At 52.8% G+C, this 22233-nt stretch carries 10 protein-coding genes; 5 read left to right on the forward strand and 5 right to left on the reverse strand.

What is annotated here, in order from left to right:
- Positions 1–251 precede the first annotated feature (251 nt).
- The 5 genes from RRF56_RS03665 to RRF56_RS03685 all read right to left on the reverse strand — a co-directional run bounded on the left by RRF56_RS03665 (position 252) and on the right by RRF56_RS03685 (position 11413).
- Positions 252–5486 carry a tetratricopeptide repeat protein gene (locus RRF56_RS03665; RefSeq protein ID WP_317036272.1) on the reverse strand — a complete coding sequence of 1745 codons (5235 nt, stop codon included), beginning with the start codon at positions 5484–5486 and terminating at the stop codon, positions 252–254.
- A complete protein-coding gene (locus RRF56_RS03670; protein WP_317036273.1) occupies positions 5483–7795 on the reverse strand; it encodes an AAA-like domain-containing protein in 2313 nt (770 codons plus the stop codon). Before RRF56_RS03670 ends, RRF56_RS03665 begins: the two co-directional genes overlap by 4 nt.
- A 78-nt stretch (positions 7796–7873) precedes the next feature.
- Positions 7874–8227 carry a CU044_2847 family protein gene (locus RRF56_RS03675; RefSeq protein WP_317036274.1) on the reverse strand — a complete coding sequence of 118 codons (354 nt, stop codon included), beginning with the start codon at positions 8225–8227 and terminating at the stop codon, positions 7874–7876.
- 167 nt (positions 8228–8394) lie between these two features.
- The gene (gene mobF / locus RRF56_RS03680) at positions 8395–11085 is read right to left on the reverse strand and encodes a MobF family relaxase (RefSeq protein ID WP_317036275.1); all 2691 of its coding nucleotides are present in this window, start codon (positions 11083–11085) and stop codon (positions 8395–8397) included.
- Positions 11086–11095: 10 nt separating this feature from the next.
- Entirely contained in the window at positions 11096–11413 is a 318-nt protein-coding gene (locus RRF56_RS03685) for a hypothetical protein (RefSeq protein WP_317036276.1), read from the reverse strand.
- A 625-nt stretch (positions 11414–12038) separates the two neighbouring features.
- Here RRF56_RS03685 and RRF56_RS03690 point away from each other — a divergent pair.
- The 5 genes from RRF56_RS03690 to RRF56_RS03710 all read left to right on the forward strand — a co-directional run bounded on the left by RRF56_RS03690 (position 12039) and on the right by RRF56_RS03710 (position 22232).
- Entirely contained in the window at positions 12039–13172 is a 1134-nt protein-coding gene (locus RRF56_RS03690) for a ParM/StbA family protein (protein ID WP_317036277.1), read from the forward strand.
- A gap of 43 nt (positions 13173–13215) precedes the next feature.
- Positions 13216–13704, forward strand: coding sequence for a hypothetical protein (locus RRF56_RS03695; RefSeq protein ID WP_317036278.1), 489 nt, complete (start codon positions 13216–13218; stop codon positions 13702–13704).
- A complete protein-coding gene (locus RRF56_RS03700; protein WP_317036279.1) occupies positions 13701–14084 on the forward strand; it encodes a hypothetical protein in 384 nt (127 codons plus the stop codon). The genes RRF56_RS03695 and RRF56_RS03700 overlap by 4 nt, the downstream gene beginning before the upstream one ends.
- A 183-nt stretch (positions 14085–14267) precedes the next feature.
- A complete protein-coding gene (locus RRF56_RS03705; RefSeq protein ID WP_317036280.1) occupies positions 14268–17144 on the forward strand; it encodes a DEAD/DEAH box helicase in 2877 nt (958 codons plus the stop codon).
- 138 nt (positions 17145–17282) lie between these two features.
- The gene (locus RRF56_RS03710; RefSeq protein ID WP_317036281.1) at positions 17283–22232 is read left to right on the forward strand and encodes an Eco57I restriction-modification methylase domain-containing protein; all 4950 of its coding nucleotides are present in this window, start codon (positions 17283–17285) and stop codon (positions 22230–22232) included.
- The last annotated feature ends 1 nt before the right edge of the window (position 22233 follow it).

Genomic DNA, 22233 nt, shown 5'->3' on the forward strand with positions numbered 1-22233 from the left:
GGCCAGGGTGCCAACACCGCTGGTAGGGTTGGCACCCTAGGCGGTTGGCACAATCTGGTTTGGACTGATGTGGATGTGAAGCAGTTTGAGTCCCAGCAGGTCTGTGACCAGCGGATCGCCGATTGGCTTAGCCAATGCCCACTCTTACAGCATGCATTTGCCGAGCGCACCTCTCCCGGCAGCTGGTGGCGTTCCTTATTCTAATGAGAACTGCCATATATCCTCGCTAAGATTTGATTTTATAGAGTTGACTAATCACTGACTCTTTGACGCACTTTTTCTAATTCTTCTTGTATCCAAGCTGTATTAGGAGCTAGGTTTAAAGCATAAGTAAGGTCTGTGATCGCGTCTTCAAAACGACTAATGAATCGATAGGCTTGACCACGATAACCGTAAGCTAGAGGGTTCTCAGGATTGAGCACTATTGCTTGAGAATAATCAGAGATTGCTTTCTGGAACTGACCTAATTCAACATAGACAGCTCCGCGCTGAGTATATGCCATCTCAAGATCAATGCTTCCCCAGTTTTGGTTGGTTTGAATAGCTTGAGTAAAGCTTTCAGAGGCAGCTTCCCAATTATTCATTTCTCTGTAAGCCTCTCCTCGCCGAAAATAAGCACCAGAATAGTTGGGTGTGAGGTTGATTGCCTGGTCATACTCTGAAATTGCTTCTTCAAAATGACCTAATCTACCTAGAATATTCCCACGACCAACATAAATCTGAGAAATAACACTGACATTTTCAGGGGTAATGGCAACTGCTTGATCAAATGCTGAAAATGCCTCTTCATACTTACCAGATTCAAGATGTATGAAGCCTCGACGCACATAAGCTTGTGCAGCCATATTTGGATCATCTGCGCTCAAGGCAATTACTTGATCAATCGCGGCAGTTGCTTCTGGGTATTGACCTAGCTGACTATAAATCAATGCTTGATAGTTATAGGCACTGGTAATGTTTACAGCACCCCAATCTTGGTTGACCTGAATGGAGCGATCAAATGCTTCAAGTGCTTCTGATAGCCGACCCAGTGTTCGCAGAGCCTCGCCTCGATTGTGATGAGCAAGGGAGTAATTAGGTTTAAGATTGATTGCCTGGTCATACTCTGAAATTGCTTCTTCAAACCGACTCAGTCTACTTAGAGTGTTCCCACGACCAAGATAGGCAGTAAGAGCAACATCAATATTTTCAGGGGCAATGGCAATTGCTTGATCAAATGCTGAAAATGCCTCTTCCGGCTGACCAGATGCAAGATATATAAAGCCTCGAAGCAGATAAGCTTGTGCAGCCGTATTTGGATCATCTGCGCTGAAGACAATTACTTGATCAATCGCGGCAGTTGCTTCTGGGTATTGACCCAGCTGATTATAAATCAATGCTTGATAGTTATAGGCACTGGCAATGTTTACAGCACCCCAATCTTGGTTAACCTGAATAGCGCGATCAAATGCTTCAAGGGCTTCTGGTAGTCGACCTAGTGTTCGCAGAGCCTCTCCTCGATTGTGATAGGCAAGAGAGTAATTGGGGTTGAGGTTGACTGCCCGGTCATACTCTGAAATTGTTTCTTCAAACCGACCTAATCTGCCTAGAACATTTCCACGACCAACATAGGCAGTAGGAGCAACGTCGATGTTTTCAGGGGCAATGGCAATTGCTTGATTAAATGCTGAAAATGCCTCTTCCGGCTGACCAGATGCAAGATATATAAAGCCTCGAAGCAGATAAGCTTGTGCAGTCGTATTTGGATCATCTGCGCTGAAGACAATTACTTGATCAATCGCGACAGTGGCTTCTGGGTATTGACCCAGCTGATTATAAATCAATGCTTGATAATTATAGGCACTGGCAATGTTTACAGCACCCCAATCTTGGTTAACCTGAATAGCGCGATCAAATGCTTCAAGGGCTTCTGGTAGTTGACCTAGTGTTCGCAGAGCCTCACCTCGATTGTGATAAGCAAGGGAGTAATTGGGGTTGAGGTTGATTGCCCGGTCATACTCTGAAATTGCTTCTTCAAACCGACCCAATCTACTTAAAGTGTTCCCACGACCAAGATAGGCAGTAGGAGCAACATCAATATTTTCAGGGGCAATGGCAATTGCTTGATCAAATGTTGAAAACGCCTCTTCAGGCTGACCAGATGCAAGATGTATAAAGCCCCGCAGTATATAAGCTTGGGCAGTCTCATTTGGAGCATCTGAACTTAGGGCAATCGCCTGATCAACCTCGGCAATTGCTTCTGGGTATTGACCCAGCTGCATATAAATCGCTGCTCGATAGTTATAAGCGCTGGCAATGTTTACAGCACCCCAATCTTGGTTGACTTGAATAGCGCGATCAAATGCTTCAAGGGCTTTTGATAACCGACCTAGTTCTCGCAGAGTCTCTCCTCGATTGTGATGAGCCAGGGAGTAATTGGGGTTGAGGTTGACTGCCTGGTCATACTCTGAAATTGCTTCTTCAAATCGACCCAATCTACCTAGAGCATTCCCACGACCAATATAGGAAAGAGAAATGACATCGACATTGTCAGGAGCAGTGGCAATTGCTTGATCAAATACTGAAATTGCTTCTTCAGGCTGACCAGATTCAATATATATTAAGCCTTGCAGCACATAAGCTTGCACAGCCATTCTTGTATCATCTGAGCTTAATGCAATCGCCTTTTCAATCTCAGAAATTGCTTCTTCAAAATTACTTAAAAATAACTCTGTTATCCCTCTTGCAATATAAGCATAAGAATAGAATCTGTCGGGATTTAGAGCGACTATTCCGTGAGAATTTGGATCAATAGATAAAGCTTGTTCAATAGATGAAATTGCTTCTTGAGTCCGGCCAAGCCTCGATTGAGCAATTGCTTGACCAATATAAGCATAGGGATTTACTTTATCAGGACTCAGTGCCACCGCAGATTCAATATGGACAATTGCATTTTCCCATTCTCCTTTCTCCAGTAGAGCTAAACCTCTATAGGTTAGTAAATCTACATCGTTTGGATTTATTTTGAGTATTTGCTCTGTAATATTAAGAACTAACTGATTAATTTCCTCATCGAAAATATCAGTGTCGCCTGATGGTCGCAAATTCTGACTGCTTCTTGTGCCTCCACTAATGGCGGTAATATCAAATGTAGAAATGATAGAAAGAGAAAACCCTTCTTCGCCCGCTGTAAGAAGATTGCTAAGAGTGCTTTTGAGGTTTTCTAAAGCAGGCAAATAATCTGGATTTATCTCTAATGCTTTAGAGTAGGATATAAGGGATTCATCAAATTTATTAGCCTCCAGTAAAACATTGCCTTTGTTTGTCCAAGCCTGATAATATTCCTCGTTGAGCTCAATAGTATAGTCGTAAGCTTGGATTGCTTTGTCTACACTGCCTAGAGCTGCTAAAGCATTGCCTCTTCCAAAATGAGCTAAAAAGTTATGTGGCTCTAATGAAGACGTAACTTGCTCAAAATGCTCTAGGGCTTCTTCATGCTTTCCAATCTGATTCAGAAATTCACCTCGTACAATCCAAACAGCCGAATTCTCAGGATTTTCATCCAAAATCTTGGAAAGCTGCGCAAGAGCATCATTGCGAGTTTCCTCGTTGGCAAACTTCAATACAGCTTCAGTAACTGGAAAGACATCTTGTAAGTTCCGCCGTTGCTGCTCAGCTCTAGCCTGCTCTTGATTAGCTCTAGCTTGCTCTTGATTAGCTCTATCACGTTGCTCCCCCGCCTCCTTTGTAGTAATTTCAACCTCTTGCTTTGTACTCTGTAAAATTGTTTCCGCAAGTTCTAGTGCTAATTGGGTTCCCGTTAAATTTTGTTGAGTATAATTTAGGGTTTGCTGGGATTTTGCTACTACTGCTTCAAGGGTAGTGTTTTCTTTCGTTAACGTCCGGTTGCCGTTTTCTAGGCTATTGTTCTTGTCTTCTAACTCTACATTTTTTAATTCCGTTTCTTGCAGGTCAGCTACAGCATCCTTTTTCTCTTCAACCGCCTGCTCCCTTGCCTCAATGGCCTCCGCTCGTAAATCCACTGCTCTCCATGCCCCGAAAGCTAATACACTCAATAGGCTAAGGCCCACCCCAATTACCCAGCGGAAAAGTTGCCGGACCCGCTTCAATTCCTGTCGAGCTGTTTCTAACTGCTGATTAATGCGTTCTAATGCCTGATTTCGCTCTGCTAGCTTTTCATTCACCTGAATCACGGCTGCTCGGCTATATTCCAGTTCCTGCCGCAGCCCTAGCTTCTGGCTCTCCACCAAATACTGATAGTCTTGCTTGCTAAGGCTTCGCGCCTCAGCCCACTCCAATGCTGCCTCTAGCTTTGCTCCTCGCAGCAGGTAAGCATCTGATCGTGGTTTGCTCTGCAACCATGCATAGATATCCGCCGCATAGGGACGCCGGCGTGCAAAAGCCGCAGTTACCCAAGCTGTGGAGAAAATTGTTTCATAGATGCGGTTGTGAGGGTGTAGGGTACGATTATGCTCAATTACGATGCCTGAGAGGCGCAGCTCAATTTGCTCGGGACGACTGCTTGCCAGAACTGTTTCCCCAGATAAAATTTGCTGATATAGACCTAGCCGCTCTCCCACAGTCATCTCATCACGGAAGAGACGATCTCGTATAGTTCTTAAATGCTCTGGTACATCCTGCGCTTCCCAGTTATCAATAATTCGAACTTGCACTAGCTGTGAAACTGCTGTTTCTTCCTCACCAGCAGGAATCGTGCGCAGCGTTTGAGCCAATCGGCAAATCTTCTGGGTAAGGAAGGGTTGTCCGTTCGTCCAGCTAAGAATTGACTGCAGAACAGCTTCTGGGTTCTCGGCAATTTCTTCTAGCCCTCCCATGAGTGGTTCTGTCTCATTAAATTGAAAGCCCCGGAGAGAAATAGCGTGGCCAATATTGAATGGTGTACGAGTCTTATCTCGAATCAAATCTGAGGGAGTAGCAACACCGAGAAAGCAAAAGGTCAATCGTTTGTATTTGGGTAAGTCAGCTCGTTGATTATAAAAATCACGAATCAGGGTAAAGAAATCATCAAGGGAAAAGGATAGACTCTGAACGGTATCCACTTCATCAATGAAGATAGCGACGGGCTGAGAAAGCTCTTCAAGTAGAATCGTTTCAATAAATTCGCCAAATCGCTGTACTGCGGAGATATCATCCCGCTCGCGCCACCATTGACGGAAGTTAACGTGGGTCGTCAAGTCAAAACTATTCCAAAGCTTTCGGACAAAACCGGCATACCATTGGTCAGCCGTGACATTTTCATCTCCCCCAATCTGCGTCAGGTCAATCGCCGTACAGGACACTCCCTCCGCTTCTAGGCGCTGCATCACTTGCACTCGTAGGCTAGATTTCCCCATCTGCCGAGAATTCAACACATAGCAAAACTCCCCCGCTTTAAGCTTTTCGTACAGCTCATCATCCGCTTGCCGCTTTACATAGCTTGGTGCATCAGCGGGTAGACTACCCCCAACCTGATAGTCATAGCTCATGAGCTGGCCCTCCCTAAATTGAGTCGGTCAGAGAAATATTTTCGATACAGATCGCACCGGGGAATGACCTCATTGCCCCGCAAATGTACAATCCCCATGCTGTGAAGCTGAAATGCCTGAATCGGTTCTAGTCGGACAGGGCCAGCCGAAGCCACTACACGCTTTGTCGCCTCAGCCATCTCCTCTCGCTGCTCCAGATTCCACCAATGGCGACGCAAGTGGTCGCCATACGGCCCAGCTTCTGTTGGCGCGATGGTGAGCAATTTATCCAACGTCGTTTCCTCACGCGCCACTTGATATAGTGCCACTCGCACTAAATAAGGATGTCCCCCCACCATTTTCATTAGTCGGCTGATCGCTTCCTCATCCCAATTCAGTCCGTGCCTATGGGCCAGATCCAAAACCTGCTCTGGCAGAAATTCCGACAGCTCAATCGGTAAACCCACGTTAAACGGCGACTGGTTGATATTCATTGGAATGTAGACTTCGGTGGAGTGAACCACTACCAGCCTCAGCTTCTTCCACAAAGCATTTGTTTTAGCCGATTCGTGCCACGCCCGTAACAACCCCATAAAATCAGCCGCAATGTTGGGATACTCAAATACCATATCCACTTCATCCAAGCCCAACACCAGAGGCTTAGAGATTTCCGGTAGCAAATACTCCTCCAGATACGCCGTACAGTTGTCCTTACTACCAAAAATCTCGTCCCAGTAGTCATTGAGCTTATTGGGCAACCGTAGTCGCCGCCCCACACTGGCGCAAAACCATCGCAGAAACTTGTCTAAATCTGAAAAGATAGCGGCATCCGCTAATTGGAAGCTGAGAGGCACGGTTAGATACTCGCTCTCTTCCGCATAGCGCAAAATCCGGGACATCAAAGACGTTTTACCCATCTGACGCGGAGCCTTGATCCGGATTAACGCCCCTGGCTTCAGTACTGTTTCATAGCAATTCTTTTCTACCGGTGGCCGTTCTAAGTAATAGAGAGAGGCTAGATCCACCTGTCCACCTGGTAGCTCTGGCGGAGCCACAGGTGATGGCGGGGCATTCGGTTGTTCGGTCAGAGGCTCTGTAGTAGTCTCTGAGGCTGCGGATTCCTGAAAGGAAGTGTTGCGATCACCCAAAATGGCCAAAATTTCCTGCAAAATCTGAGCTGTATCTTCGTCAGACTTCCACTCTCGCTGCTGAATCCGGTTGAGATAGCCCCGCAAGTCGTAGTTCAGGGGAGAGGACAGCGGAAAATCCACTCGAATGGGAAGAATTCCTGGCCTCCCAGAGTCACGGGTGTCACGCAGCTCCTTCGCCCGTCGGACTTCCTCCGTCACCATCTCGCTCGTCGCTGACTTAGCCGACAGCAAAAGTAAAAAGTAATCGCACTGCTCTAGCTCTCGATCAACGCGCTGCGACCAGTTATCCCCCAATCGGATACTCTCTGCTGCCATGAAGACCTCATGACCTTCTACCTGGAGAGCCTGGTAAAACTTTTCAGCCAACTCATTGTCGGGCGGTTGGCTGCGATAGCTGATAAAAACTCGCGCCGATGTGGCTGGTTTCTCTGGAGGTGTGATTGATTGCTTGGGGTAATGAACCAGAGCGATCGCCCCACCCATACCCGCATGAATCACCTCCTGCCCACTAGTTCTCAGTTCCCGATCTACAAAGCCAAACAGGTCATTACTCGTGACCATCTCTTGCACCGCATTTTCGGCAGATAAGCCTCTCAAGATGGCTGCGGTAAAAATGCCATGGTCTTTTCCCTCCCGTGCCCGTTCAAAATCTCGGCAGGCCGCAATTAGACAAGAATTTTGCTTATGACTGAGGATTGTTTGAGTGGGTTGTAAAAGGCTCCGCTGCTCTTCCAACAAGGAACCGGCGTAGCAGCAGTCCATCATCACAACCAAGCTGCTCAGTTCCGCCTGGCCCATCAACTTATTCAACGAGGCAAAGGGAATTGCGTTCTGCCCATCTTTGCTCGCGTTAGAGGTAGCTAGATATCCGCTCTCTTCTCCAGTCAGCGCGTCAGACACACGGAAGCCATGTCCGGCGAAGTAGAAAATAGCCTCCTGGTTCTTAGCTCGCTCCCGAAAGAAGGATTTCAGTTCATTGCCAAGTTCAGTGTGGCTGAGGGGTTTATCAGGGGTAATCACCCACTGATTTTCCCCGACCAGCGTCCTGGGCAGACGCGTCACTCGGTACTGATGTTGCTCTAGCAGCCGGGCAACTGCCTCTGCATCCTTAGCCGCACTTTTTAAGTTGCCGAAGTGATCGTATCGGTCTAGACCGATGACAAGCGCGTACTTTGCCATAGCCCTGCTGGTGCAACTGCTAGGTAATCCCTTCAGCTGATAGTAGCCTCATTACGCTCAGGAGGCTGTATCAGCAGGTTACTCTTTAGATTCCGCAGCAGGAAACTTGCACTTGACCTGGATCTTGAACGTTCCCTCAGCCGATCCTTCAGCCAGGACAGGCATTCCCGCCTTTCCCGCAATCTTTAGATTGAACTCCAGGTTCATCTCCTCAATTTCTGCCAGGCTGAAGTTCACAAACGCCCCAATAGCGTACTTGGCATAGCCCCGGATGGTGCTGTGAACTTTTTTCATGTCGATGGTAGGTAAGCTGATGTCTCGATACCCTTCATCTCCATCAGGTTCTACATTAGCAAGCTCACCCGGCTCAATATAGAACTCGTATTCTTCACCGTCGTTATCTTTGACCACAAACTTCTGGATATCAGTCATGGGGTATCCTGGCAAGCATCTGGTGCGATTATCTCAGACTTATCGCTGATTCGCTCCGGGCACGGGCCTCGTTATCAGATGGGTTCTTAGGCAAGCAACTATAGCAGAAGCCATGGTTACAAGAACATTCATGATCGACAGAACCCTTTCCTGGAGGGCTTTATAGACTACCGCTCTAGATTTTTTTGATTTCTCTCCGCACCTCTTGAGGGGCTCCTTGTTGGCGTAAAGCTAGTTTGATCGGCAAGTCCCCAAAAACCCCTATCACTATTGAGATTTTGGAAGGGGAACTGGTTTGGGTCAAAGGGATTGCATCCAGATTCACTGGGGTTTTCCTTGGCCCTAGATTTTCTTGCTCGCTCAACCAGAGCATCCAGCTCCTCTGATGCGTAAAGCTTCAGGTCGTGCTTCACCCGGCTCACCGCCACATAAAAGCTCTCCCGCCCCACATAGCGATCCAACGCCCCAATCACCCGCTCCGCCGACTTGCCCTGGGCCGCATAGGTGGTGCTAACCAACGCATAGTCCAAATGCGCCAGCTCCGAACTCTCGAAGGATCCCACCTCTCCCCGCCCCCAGCGAATCAGCACTTGCCCATCTTCTAGCCCCACCACCTCAAACTCCTGGCCATTGCGTCGCCCCAGGGCATGGTCATTGCGCGTCCACCGCAGACGATCGCCCACTGCAACCTCTATCTCCTCCACCTCATACACCGACTTCCGCCGGATCTGGGCTGGATCCACCTGCAACGCCGCCCCGGATTGCCCCCGCAGCGTCAGCCCATTACTGTGACTATCCGTCGCCAGCACCTCGTAGCGCTGCCCCTTCTCCAACCCCAGCCGCTTGTAGCTGGCCTGGGGAATCAGCACATTCCCCGGCTGAAAGTGATGGGCATAGCTCGCCTGGGTCTCCGTCAAATCCCTTGCCTTCAGCCGCTTCATCGTCATGCTCTGGCCGAGGGTTCCTTCTGCCTTCAGACCATCGCGCACCAGCTGGGTAATCGCGAGCCGCTCCTGGTTCGTGCCCGCCAACAGCAGGGTCTTCTGGCGCTCATCTGGAGCCAAGGCCAGATAGTCGCGGGCGATCGCCGATGCCCTCGCCTCCTGACTACTCACCTGCTGGATGTAGGGCTTTAACTGTCGCACCCCCGCCGCAATCTCCCCAGCGGCAATCAGGTCTACCCCCGCCTTGATCTGCTGATTTTTCTGCCGCAAGGACTGGGTGAGGTAGGCCGTCGCCATCCCCGCCTGCTGCAAACTTTTGAACGGGTTCCCCGCCTCCACCGCCGACAGCTGCCGGATATCTCCCACCAAAATCACTCGGGCCTGCTCCGCCTGGGCCTTGGTCACCAGGGCCAGCGCATCCTTGGCACTCAAGAGCCCCGCTTCGTCTACGACCCAAACCTCGGGCTGAGCCGGGTTGGGTACCACCGGTTGAGCACACAGCAACGCCGCCACCGTTTCCACCGGCTGAATCTGGGCCGAGTCGCCCAACGACTTCGCCGCTTCTGCACTGGGGGCAAAGCCCCGGACGGTGTAGCCCTGGGACTCCGCAATCTGGCGAAACTGGTTCAGGGCATAGCTCTTCCCCGCCCCGGCCACCCCTTGCCAGGCAATGACGCGATCGCGGGTTGTAGCCGCCAACATCACGCCCTTCACCTGGCCCTCGGTCAGCCCCTGATCGCGCAGATGTGCTGCCACTAAGTCTGGAGAGGCGATCGCCCCCACCTCCCCCCGCCCATCCAATACCCTGCGAATGGTCTCCAACTCCCGCAGCACTGCTGTCTGGGTAGTCAGCCGATTGTCATGGGTATGAATCACCTCTGGATCGGTGTCCAAAGTCTGCTGTACGTCATCAAAGCACTGCTGCCCCAGATGGTTTTCCAGGACAAACCGCTCTACCTGCTCGCGATGGAACACCGCCTCCCGCTCGGCGCAGTGGGTGAGCCCGGCTTGGGTGGCTCGCTTCGGCTGGCTCTGCCAGTCCATCAGTTGGGCTTGAGGATGTTCCACCTTCAGCGCCTGGGCCTGCTGCTGCCAGTAGGTGCGCAGCTCTTCTCGGGGAATTTCTTTGCCCTTAGGGGCTCGGGTCATCAGGGTGGCCATCTCTCGCTCCTGGGCCGTCGCGTTCTCCTCCACCGCCGCCAGAATCTGCTCCCGCCGTTTAGAGAAGGTCTGGAGGTCTTCGGCTTGATACCCCCGGAGTTCAAACTGGCCGTTGGCCCTGGGCTCAATGCCATAGCCCAGGCGCTGCACCTCCACCGCTAGCTCGTTTTGGTAAATCATCCCCAACAGCTTTTGCTGCTTGAAGAGGATGTCATTGTGCAGCGACTGCCAGCGGCAATTGGCCAGTTGCGTGGCATTGATCATGACGCAGTGGGTGTGCATCTGCGGATCCTTCTCGCGGGAGGTGTCGTGGTGGAACTGGGCGATGATTAGGTTGCCGGTGCCAACTGCCTGCCTGCCCTCCGGCGTCCGCACTCGTGTTTGGGCATAACGCTCCTCGATAATGGCCAGGGTGCGAGTGACAGCTGTGCGATGGGCCTGCTCTATCGCTTCATCCCCCCCGACCAAAGCCGCCAGGCTGATGCTCTTGGGCGCACTAAAGGTCAAATCCAGCCCAGCCCGATGGCGCTCTGGGTCAATCTCTCGACCCGATAGGGTTTGGTGCCCTTGGGGATGGGAGCCATGGAGCAAGTTTTTGAAGTCGCCCCCCTGCACCTGGCCCGCTAGCCCCAGGCTCTTAGCCCCCTGCCCCCACCAACCAGAGTGGGCCTGGTTCTCTTCGCTGGTGTAGTAGTTCTCGGCGGTGTAGTAAGTTTCGCCCTGGTTGGCGCTGATCACTGTTAGGCTAAGCATGGCTGACCTCCTAGCCCTCTACCAAACCTTGGCGCTTGCGGATTTCCTGAATCAGCGCCTTACGATTCTCTAGCGCCTGTGGCCCCCGAGCATTGGCCTGCTCCAGGGCGATGGTCTCTAGCAAAATCTGGAGACCCTGAAACTGCACTTGTAGCAGCTCCATCCGAGCCTTCAGGTCATCCACCTGCCGCTCCAGTTCGCGGCGCTGCTGACCATCGCGCATCATCAGGCGAATGATGCTGGCGGCGGGCAGGCCCAGCCGATTGGCCTCTTTCTCGACCATCGCCGCCTCTTCAAGAGGCAGCGAGACGCTAAATCCTTTACCCATGAGCTTTTCCGTGAATTCGTCAGTGATTCGTAAACGACTGGCCATTGGCTCCCATGCCTGGAACCCCTGATATTGCGGGGTTTCAGCAACCCCCTGGCCCAGGGCTGGGCGTGGTGTGTGAAACGCGGAGCAACGAAACGCAGTGGAGTGGCGTAGCCCCCAGGGCAGCCCATCAGGCTTCTGCCGGGGCACTCCCTGGGGAGGATACAAGGGGCAATAAACTCTGTTTTAGCTCACAGAAAATACCGGTTCTGTTCAGCCTAGAGAGCTGCAAAGTTTGTTTTTATTCATCACTTAAATGATTGATTTTGTCTCTCATGGAAAGACCTCAACCAGCAAGTCGTGAATAAGTCGTTATCAAGTCGTGAATAAGCCGTGAATGACTCAGTGATTCTAGAACTCTGTCAGAGCCTGGCTAGACAAGTCGTTATCAAGCCGTGAATAAGTCGTGAATGAAATTCATCGGCCATCAAAACAATGATGTATTTTGCTGAAGATGACAATTCAGTCGTTATTAAGTCGTGAATAAAACCGGCGATTCAGAATACAGATATTCATCCACAGAATTGAAGGCCCTCTTTGCTCTTCAGGATGTTGATTAAACGCTGTCATTGGCATTCAAACTATGACCCAAATCATCCAGACCTACATCGACATGGGCAGTTCTGCCACCAAGTGCCTCTACTGGCAGGGCCAGCCATACCTACTGCACCTCGACCCTCAAGTAGCTCGTTTGAACCCGGCTCGGCTTGATCGGCTGATGCTGGGCGGGCTGACCAGCCAGGAACCGGAGGACAGTGCCTATGTGATAGTGGGCAACAGTGCCTATGCCATTGGGGCGTTAGCGATCGCCCAAAAAGGTGACTCGGGTCTGGCTCTGCCCAAGCGCGATCGCGCCGTCTACAAAATTCTGGCCACCCTTGGCGTCATCGCTGAGAAGACTCTGGTGGCTCAGGATTCCGACAGCTCGGGTTGTGAGTTCACCGCTCAACTGGGGCTGTTGCTGCCGCTGGAAGAATATTGGCAAGACCGTAAGGAGTTGAAAGCCCAGATTTTGGGAGCGATTTCAGACTTCAGCTTTCGGGGCCGGTCTTTGTTTGGACAGCTAGAGCGCATCGAGATGCAGCCAGAGGGGGCCGGGCTTTACCTAGCCAAGGGGTTGCAGCTGGCTAGAGCTGGGATAGGGATTCGCGACTCCACCGTCGTCGTCCTCATGTTTGGCCACCGCAATCTCTCGATCCTCACCTTCGAGAAGGGCAGCACGCCCCAGGAAACTAACAGCACCTCCCAGGGGCCAGGGTTCGTGGAATACCTGAAGCAGTGTGCCACCGAGCTGCCGGGGGTCGCGCCGGATGACCCAGCTCTACTGGAAGCGGTTTTGCAGGGGCATCCTACCTTCCACGTCCCAGGCCGCAAGGAAGCCCTCGATCTGGCTAAGGCTTGTAGCTATGCTCGGGAGTTTTATCTGGATCGGGTGAACCAGTTTTTGGTGGAGTGGCTGCCCTCGGCTGAAGTAGAGGTAATTGTCGGCGGGGGTGCTGCCTACTTTATTCGGCCAGAGCTGGAACAGTTTTTCGAGCAGCGTGGGCTTACCCAGCAGATCACCTGGGCCGAGGCCCTGAGACAGGAAATGACCGATGTGCTGCGAGGCCAGGAAGGCACAGCTGAACCCGACTTAATCACCAGCGTGCGCTGGGCCGATGTCTATGGGCTGTTCAAGACGTTTATGTACAGCGCCAAACCAACCCAGGCTCGCTAGCAGCACGGCCATCCCAAGACAACCGAGATAAGGAATTAGAGGAATGACCCAAACGTCAGAGACAAAGGCCCGAATTCAATACTCCAGCCGGGATGAGCTGGATGTGGCAGTGATTGGCTATTGCCGAGGGAGATCGCGTCATGACCTCCATGCCCGTATGCGAGCAGCGTTGAATGGCTGCTATGGGCCATTTGCGATGGCAGCGGTTCAAGCCCCCAAGGATGAGATCCGGCGGCAGGCTGTGCGATCAATTCAGCAGTTGACGACTCAGATTCTAGAAATCAAGGAACGGTTTCTGCCGGATTTGGAAGCCTTTGATAATTCGATAACGCTACCCAAGACAGCTCTCCCACTGGTTAAGCCATACCCACGACATCTACCATCGGCCAATAGCTCCATAGCATCTGCCCCAACAGCACCCATCAAAACCCTGACTGACCCAGGGCCGGTGGATCAGCCCCTGCGGGAGTTCTTGGGCGACGATGCCGCCATCATGGCGGGGCTCAATCCTTTTATCAATGACCTGACGTGAACCTGCCGCGACCCAGAACACCTATCTCCGTTGACCGCAAGACCCAGGAGCAGATTGCGGGAACGGCGGTGCTGCTGCTGGAGCGGTTTTGCCAAGGGCAGCACCGGGGGCAGCGGGTGTTCGAGGGCAAGCAGTTCTACACGATTGTGGAGCGGGGGCGCGATCTGAATATCGAGTTCAAGGGCAATGTCCACCACCTGCCAGAGACGATTCTCACGTTGCGATCGCACCGACAGGGTGGGCAAACGTTCTACAAAATTGAGTCCTGGCTAACCCAAGCAGATGTGCAGCGGTTCGCCCTGATTCGCCAGGAACTACAGCAGGATCTGGCGAGGAACAGCAAGGAGACATTGAATAAAACGCATCAAATAGATAAGTAGTCAAGCGGCTGGAGTCCATCATGCCCCCATCCAGTTCAGCCATCTGGCCTTTTAGAAGGTGACGTTTCCTTAACAGAGCACAAAATTATCCTTATTCCTCTAGTGAGGGGAAGTAGGTTGGACTGGGAACTCTAGCTGCCACAGGCATCTAGCCCCTATGCCCACTGAGTTTAACCCTGACCTATGTCCATTCTTGCCCCTGGTGCCCGTGTTGTTGTGCGTGATGCGGAATGGTTGGTGCGCTCTACCAAGCGGGCATCGAGTGGAGCCCAGGTCTTTGAGGCAGTAGGCATTAGCGACTTTATCAAGGGCAAGCGATCGCAGTTTATCTACGAGCTAGAGAAAGACCACCTGACGGTGCTTGACCCCAAGGATACGGGCCTGGTGGCGGATGACTCGGCAGGGTATCAGCGATCGCTCCTGTTTATCGAAGCGCACCTGCGGCAGACGGCCCCGACAGAGCCTGACCTGTATGTGGGCCACCAGGCGGCGATGGATGTGCTGCCCTTTCAGCTTGATCCGACCTTGAAGGCGCTGCGGATGCCCCGGCAGCGGTTGCTGATTGCCGATGCGGTGGGCCTGGGCAAGACCCTAGAAGCGGGTATTTTGGTGTCGGAGCTGATGCGGCGGGGACGGGCGCGGCGAATTTTGGTGATCACCACCAAGAGTATGCTGACCCAGTTCCAAAAGGAGTTTTGGACTCGGTTTACGATTCCCCTGGTGCGGCTGGATTCCATCGGCATTCAGCGAATTCGTACCCGGATTCCTACCAACCACAACCCCTTCCACTACTACGACAAAGCGATTGTTTCGGTAGATACTCTCAAGCAAGACCGGGAATACCGCACCTATATCGAACAGGCCCACTGGGATGTGATTGTGATTGACGAATGCCACAATGTGGCGCGTCGGGGTCGGGGGCAGAGTGCCTCCCTGCGATCGCAGCTAGCCGCCCGCCTCTCTACTCGATCCGACACGCTGATTATGCTTTCGGCTACCCCCCACGATGGCCGCCCCGAGAGCTTTGCCAGCTTGATGAATATGCTCGACCCAACGGCGATCGCCAATGAGGCCAGCTACACCAAAGACGACATTCGCGACCTCTACGTGCGGCGGTTCAAGAAGGATGTGGCGGCGCAGCTGTTGAAACATTTTCCAGAACGACAGGTGCAGGCAGTGGAAGCCCCGGCCTCCCCGACAGAGGAGCGGGCCTTTGACCAGCTGAATGCCTTGACCCTGGCCAAGACCGACGAAAAGTGCCAGGCTGGAAACTTGTTTAAGACCACCCTGCTCAAGGCCATGCTGTCGAGCCCGATGGCTTGCTTGCAGACAATTCAAACCCGCATTCGCAATCTTGAGAAGAAGCAAGACCTGGTCTTTGAGGGAGACCTAGCGGAGCTGCGAGAGCTAGAGACGGCGGTAGCCACCATTGCCACCGAGGACTTTGCTAAATATCAGACCCTGCTTAGGCTGATCATCCAGGCAGACGGCGGCGGCTTTGGCTGGAAGGGTAAGGACACCCGCGATCGCATCGTCATCTTTACCGAGCGGTTAGAAACCATGCGGTTTCTGGCCCGGCAGCTGGGGGAAGACCTGAAGCTCAAACCAGAGGCCATTGCCACTCTAGATGGCGGCATGAACGATGTGGATCAGATGGCGGTGATTGAGCAGTTTGGCAACGAGAAGTCGCCCCTGCGGCTGCTGGTGGCGACGGATGTAGCTTCGGAGGGCATCAACCTGCACTATCTCTCCCACCGGCTGATTCACTTCGATATCCCTTGGTCGCTGATGGCCCTCCAGCAGCGCAATGGCCGCATTGATCGCTACGGGCAAGAGCAGCAGCCCCAGATCCGCTACCTGCTCAGTCGCTCGCGTCATCCCCGCATGGATGAGGTGGAGCGGATTATTCGGGTGCTGCTGGTCAAAGATGAGCAGGCGGTGCAGAACATTGGCGACCCCTCGGCCTTTATGGGGGTGTTTGATGTGGATGAGGAGGTACGCATCACCGCTACCGCCATTGAACAGGGAGAAACGGCAGAGAGCTTCGACCAGCGGTTGACCCCCCAGGCCCAGGCCGACGACTTCGACCCCTTTGCTCTGTTTGACCAGGAGCCAGAGGTCAGCCAGGAAGCCGATGCTCAAGCTTCATTACGCCAGTGGCCTAGCCTGTTTGCCAGCGACTTTGACTATGCCTCGGCGGCGCTAGATGCCATTAGCCAGGGGGATGAGCTGCAAATTAATCGGGTGCCCGCCAAGGGCCTGATTGAGCTGACCATGCCCCAGGAGCTGCGCCAGCGCTACAGCCGCTTGCCCCGCGAAATTGTCCCTGCCCCCGATCAGCCGCTGATTCTCTGTAGCGATCCAAAGGCGATCGCCGCTGCCCTAGAAGAGGCCCGCCGCTCCGAAGACTCCTGGCCCGCGATGCAGTACCTCTGGGGGCTGCACCCGGTGGTGGAATGGCTCAGCGATCGCGCCATGACCACCTTTGGTCGCCACCAAGCCCCGGTGCTCACCCTGACCCAGGGAATCGGCACCCAGGAGGCGGTGTTTGTAATGGCGGGAGTTATTCCTAACCGGCGGGGGCAACCGGTGATCAACCGCTGGCTGAGTGTCGTGTTTCACCAGGGGCAGTTTCAGCGGGTCGAAGACTTTGATCAGACCTTGGCTCGCGCCAAGCTGGGCAAGCAACCCATCCCCAACCAGGGGCAGTCGGTGGATGAGGCGTTGCTGGAGCTGCGGGGTGTGGCCGTAGACCAGGCGACTAAAGCCCTCTTGGAAGAACGGCAGGCCTTCATGCAACGGCTAGAGCCGGAGCTAGAGCAGCAGCGCCAGCGGTTAGAGGCCCTGCGGGGCCGCCACTACGAACAGCTAGAGCTACGCTTTGGCGACGATGCCCGTCCCCAGGCGTTTGTGCAGGCCCGCAAAGATCGCGAGAAAAGCCGCATTGAACGTATTTTTGACGACCAGCGGCGCTGGGTAGAAGAGACGATGACTACTGAACCCGCTCCTTATATCAAAATCATTGCCGTTTTGAGGGGGGATGAGGCAGGCTTGCCGTGACAACCTCTGAACCTGATGAACCTCTCAGCTACAGCCCTATGCCTTTTACCCTTTTGTCAGGTAGCTCAGGTTTTATCTCAGCCCAGCTAAATCAACGAAAATCGGCCCACTCCTGCCCGCGATCGCACCCCTAGCCCTATGCCTCTCACCGGAATCACCAACGCCAACGAGTTTTACTCCAACCACTACCTGGATGCCATTCTGCAAGATGACATCAAAGGCGTAGCCCAGCGATGGCGCGAGATGGAGGAGGGATCCCCCCCTGCCCCCCTTGATAAGGGGGGTGAGGGCAAATCTCCGCCCAAACGGCTGGCAGCGCTCTCGGGTCGCTATTTTCGCCTGCGCGAGCAGTTTCGTAAGCAAAAATCTGCCGATGACCGATTGGCGACCCAGCGGGAATGGCTGGCGGAGTTTCTGCCGGTGCTGGGCTATGAGCTACAGCCCCAGCCCCAGGAGCTAGACGACGGGCAGATCATCCCGGTGGTGGCCCAAATGCAGAAGGCGAACGGGATGCCCCTGCTGTGGGTGCTGGAGGGTTTGCCAGAAGCCGACGAGGCGACGGATGTGCTGTCGTTGGGGGTAGCGGCAGATCCCCGGTTTCTTGAAGAAACCGGGGATCTAGACCCAGATCTCACCCTGGAAGACGTTGTCTCTGACCTGGTGTTTGCCCAGGAGGAGCCGCCTCGTTGGGTAATGCTGATCAGCATGGATCAGGTGACGCTGATTGATCGCTACAAGTGGAATGCCTCACGGCTGCTGAGCTTTGACCTGGGGGATATTCTCGCTCGCAAAGAGCCAGATACCCTACTGGCCACCGCGACCCTGCTGCACCGCGAGCACACCTGCCCCCCCGAGGGCACGCCCCTGCTCGATGAGCTGGATGAAAACTCCCACCGCCATGCCTACTCGGTGTCGGACGATTTGAAGTATGCCCTGCGGGAATCCATTGAGCTGCTGGGCAATGAGGCGGTGTGGTACCTGCGCAACAAGCTCAAGGAAGGGGTATTTAATGAGCGGCTGGATGCGGGCCAGCTTTCGCTGGAATGCCTGCGCTACATGTATCGGCTGCTGTTTCTCTTTTATATTGAGGCGCGGCGGGAGCTGGGCTATGCGCCGATGGATGCCGAGGTGTATCGGGAGGGCTACAGCCTGGAGTCGCTGCGCGATCTGGAGCAGGCGGATCTGCGCACGGCGGAAGACAGCGAGGGCTACTTTATTGATCTGTCGCTGACTCAGCTGTTTGGATTGGTGTGGCAGGGCTACCCGCCTCAGCTAGAAGAGCAGACCGTGCTCAACTTGAATGACGAAACCTTTATCTACGACACCTTTGAGCTAGCCCCCCTCAAGAGCCACCTGTTCGACCCGGCCCGCCTGCCCCTGCTGAACCGGGTGAAGTTTCGCAATGCCATCCTGCGCCGGGTGATTGAGCTGATGTCACTGTCGCGATCGCGGGGGCGGCAGCGGCGGGGGCGTATTTCCTACGCCCAGCTGGGCATTAACCAGTTGGGGGCGGTGTACGAGGCGCTGCTGTGTTTTCGCGGCTTTTTTGCCGAGGCCGACCTGTACGAGGTGAAGCGGGCCACCGACCCAGAGCCGAATGTGCTGGATGTGGGCTATTTCGTTAAGGCCGACGACCTGGAGAAGTACACCGAAGATGAGCGGGTCTACAACGCCGATGGCACTCCCCGCTGCTACCCCAAGGGCACGTTTATCTATCGACTGGCGGGTCGGGACAGGGAAAATTCGGCCTCTTACTACACGCCAGAATCGCTCACCCGCTGCCTGGTGAAGTACACGCTGAAGGAGCTGCTGAAGGACAAGACTGCCGACGACATCCTCAAGCTGCACATCTGCGAACCGGCCATGGGCAGTGCGGCGTTTTTGAATGAGGCGATTAACCAACTGGCAGAACGATACCTGGATCTAAAGCAGACGGAGCTAGACCAGCGCATTCCCCATGATGACTTTCTGCAAGAGAAGCAGAAGGTGAAGATGTACATCGCCGATCGCAGTGTGTTTGGTATTGACCTTAACCCGGTGGCGGTGGAGCTGGCGGAGGTGTCGCTGTGGCTGAACTGTATTTATGGGCCGCAGGCGGAGCCCAGCCCGGAAGCCCTCACCCCAGCCCTCTCCCAGGGGGAGAGGGAGCCGGAAAGCTCAGAACCCTCCTCGCCCTTTGGGAGAGGGGGGCAGGGGGGTGAGGGGGCAGGCCGCAAACGCGCCTTTGTGCCCTGGTTTGGTATGCAGCTCCATTGTGGCAATTCGCTGATTGGGGCGCGGCGGCAGGTGTACGACACCACGCTGATTCCCCGCCGCCCCCGGCAAAAGACCTACTGGTACGACCAGGAACCGAAGCGGGTGCTGCTGCCAGAGCCGATTCCGACGGGGCATGTGTATCACTTTTTGCTGCCTGATTTTGGCATGGCCGATTACAAGGACAAGGTGATCAAGTCTCTGGCTCCTAAGCAGATTGACCACATCAACACCTGGCGCAAGGAGTTTTGCAAAGAACCTTGGGAAGATTTTGATATTGATTGCCTGCTTTCCCTCAGCCAGCGCATTGATGCCCTCTGGCAGCGCCACGCCAAAGAACTGCGGGCGATGCGGCAGCGCACGACCGACCCGCTAGAAATTTGGGGTTTGAGTACCCAAGTACCGGGTGCCTCCGATGCACCTGGTACCTCGTCCACCCTCGGAATGAAGGATAAAATTTTGCTGCAAGAGCAGCACTCCGAAGGGGTGAGCCACTCTAGCGCCTATCGACGGCTGAAGCTGGTGATGGACTACTGGTGTGCCCTATGGTTTTGGCCCATTCAGCAGGGGGCGCTGCTGCCCAACCGGCAAGAATACCTGATGGAGCTGGCGGTGATTTTGGGCGATGTGGAAATGGCCCTGGAAGCGGAGAAGGAAGGGCAGTTGCCGCTGTTTCCTGAGACAAATGCGACTCAGGCGAAGGAGGTGGCGGCGAAGTATGGGTTTGTGAGTGTGCCGTCGCTGTGCGAACGATTCCCACGGTTGCAGTTGGTGAACCAGATTGCCCAGGAGAAACACTTTTTCCATTGGGAACTGGAGTTTGCTGATATTTTCACCGATAGTGGTGGGTTTGATTTGATCTTAGGGAATCCACCGTGGATCAAGGTCGAGTGGGCAGAAAGTGGTATTTTAAGTGACCATAATCCCTTAGTAAATTTAAGAGGGTTGACGGCAAATCAGCTTGCCGAAGAAAGAAACGAAATTTTTACCAAACAGGAAGCGCTGACTCTTTCATATCTAAACGAATATGTAACTCATGATGGGGCTCAAAATTTCTTTAATGGACATCAAAATTACCTTATCCTGAAAGGTCTTCAAACGAACTCTTATAAATGTTTCTTGCCACAATCTTGGCTTTTCTTAAGGATGCAAGGTGTATCAAGTTTTTTACATCCTGAAGGAGTTTATGACGACCCAAACGCCGGTTATCTTAGACAAAGTCTTTACTCTAAATTAGAGGCACACTTCCAATTTGATGAAATCAGGCGTTTTTTCTCCGGCACTGAAAATCGAAAACCCTTTAGCATAAATATATACAGACAAAGAGGCGACAACAACGAAATCACTATCAATTTTTTACATATAGCCAATCTATTTAGTAGTAAAACCATTGATGACTGCTTCGACTTCTCTGGAATTAATTTGGTCCCTGGAATTAAAGACGAAGATGATCAGTGGGAAACTACAGGGCATCCGAATCGGGTTATTCGAGTCAACAAAGAAGTATTACAACTGTTTGCTCATCTATATGATTCTGAAAGTACACCGCCAGAACATGCACGTTTACCTGCTTTACACGCGCAAGACCTTGTAAGTGTTTTACAAAGGATTGCTTCTAATTCGAGAAGATTAAGAGACCTTGAGCAGTACTATTTTATTACTCCTTCAACATGTTGGCATGAGGTCAGTTCTCAAAGGGATAAAGTCATCAAAAAGAAAACTTATTTTCCCGAAAATATAGAAAATTTAATTTTATCTGGACCACAAGTTCATATAGGAACTTTTATTAATAAAACCCCTAAAAAGCAATGCACAGCCAATAGCCACTATGACATCATAGATCCTTTAGTTATTCCCGACGACTATCTTCCAAGAACAAATTATACTCCTGCTTGTAGCTTTACAGAGTATTTAGAAAACATTCCAAAGATTAAGTGGGATGAGACAAAACCTATTACAGATTATTTTCGTTTGGCATTTCGAGGAATGTTATCCCAATCAGGTGAAAGAACCCTGATTGGTTCCTTACTTCCGACCAAAGCTCTACATACAAACTCTCTAAAAAGCTATAATTTTTCATTTCAAAAAGCTTCGGAATTTGTTACTTTTTTCGCTTTAACTGCATCAATTGTTATTGATTTTTTAATCAGGATAGTGGGTAAAAGTAACCTGCAACAGACACTTGACGACTTTCCCCTTGTTAATGACCGACGTTTAAGCACTTTACTGAAAATTAGGGTGCTTTCCCTCAATTGCCTCACCACCCACTACACCGATCTCTGGGCCAACTGCTACGACCCCGCCTTCACTACCGACACCTGGACCAAACCCGACCCCCGCCTCAGCAATAGCTTCTTCACCAACCTCACCCCCCACTGGCAGCGCCACGTCGCCCTCCGCACCGACTACACCCGCCGCCAAGCCCTCGTCGAAATCGACGTCCTCGCCGCCATGGCCCTCGGCCTCACCCTCGACGAACTGATCACCATCTACCGCGTCCAGTTCCCCGTCATGCGCCAGTACGAAAAAGAAACCTACTACGACCAAACCGGGCGCATCGTCTTCACCGTCAGCAAAGGCCTCCCCGGCGTCGGCTTCCCCCGCAAAGCCCCCCGTGGCGAAACCGGCTGGGAAGACATTCAGGATATGACCCACGGCACCGTCACCCGCACCATCACCGACGACACCCTCCCCGGTGGCCCCATCCAGCGCACCATCACCTACACCGCCCCGTTTGATAAGTGCGACAGAGAAACCGACTACCGCACCGCCTGGGCCGCGTTTGAACAGCGGCTAACTTGTCAATCCCTTACTGCTTCCAAAAAGGAAACGTGAT

The sequence above is a fragment of the Nodosilinea sp. E11 genome, assembly GCF_032813545.1.
Classification (GTDB): Bacteria; Cyanobacteriota; Cyanobacteriia; order Phormidesmidales; family Phormidesmidaceae; genus Nodosilinea.

What these genes read in the sequence shown, in the direction of transcription:
- RRF56_RS03665 (WP_317036272.1), bottom strand. Translation starts at nt 5,486, where the DNA reads ATGAGCTATGACTATCAGGTTGGGGGTAGTCTACCCGCTGATGCACCA.
- RRF56_RS03670 (WP_317036273.1), bottom strand. Translation starts at nt 7,795, where the DNA reads ATGGCAAAGTACGCGCTTGTCATCGGTCTAGACCGATACGATCACTTC.
- RRF56_RS03675 (WP_317036274.1), bottom strand. Translation starts at nt 8,227, where the DNA reads ATGACTGATATCCAGAAGTTTGTGGTCAAAGATAACGACGGTGAAGAA.
- mobF (WP_317036275.1), bottom strand. Translation starts at nt 11,085, where the DNA reads ATGCTTAGCCTAACAGTGATCAGCGCCAACCAGGGCGAAACTTACTAC.
- RRF56_RS03685 (WP_317036276.1), bottom strand. Translation starts at nt 11,413, where the DNA reads ATGGGTAAAGGATTTAGCGTCTCGCTGCCTCTTGAAGAGGCGGCGATG.
- RRF56_RS03690 (WP_317036277.1), top strand. Translation starts at nt 12,039, where the DNA reads ATGACCCAAATCATCCAGACCTACATCGACATGGGCAGTTCTGCCACC.
- RRF56_RS03695 (WP_317036278.1), top strand. Translation starts at nt 13,216, where the DNA reads ATGACCCAAACGTCAGAGACAAAGGCCCGAATTCAATACTCCAGCCGG.
- RRF56_RS03705 (WP_317036280.1), top strand. Translation starts at nt 14,268, where the DNA reads ATGTCCATTCTTGCCCCTGGTGCCCGTGTTGTTGTGCGTGATGCGGAA.
- RRF56_RS03710 (WP_317036281.1), top strand. Translation starts at nt 17,283, where the DNA reads ATGCCTCTCACCGGAATCACCAACGCCAACGAGTTTTACTCCAACCAC.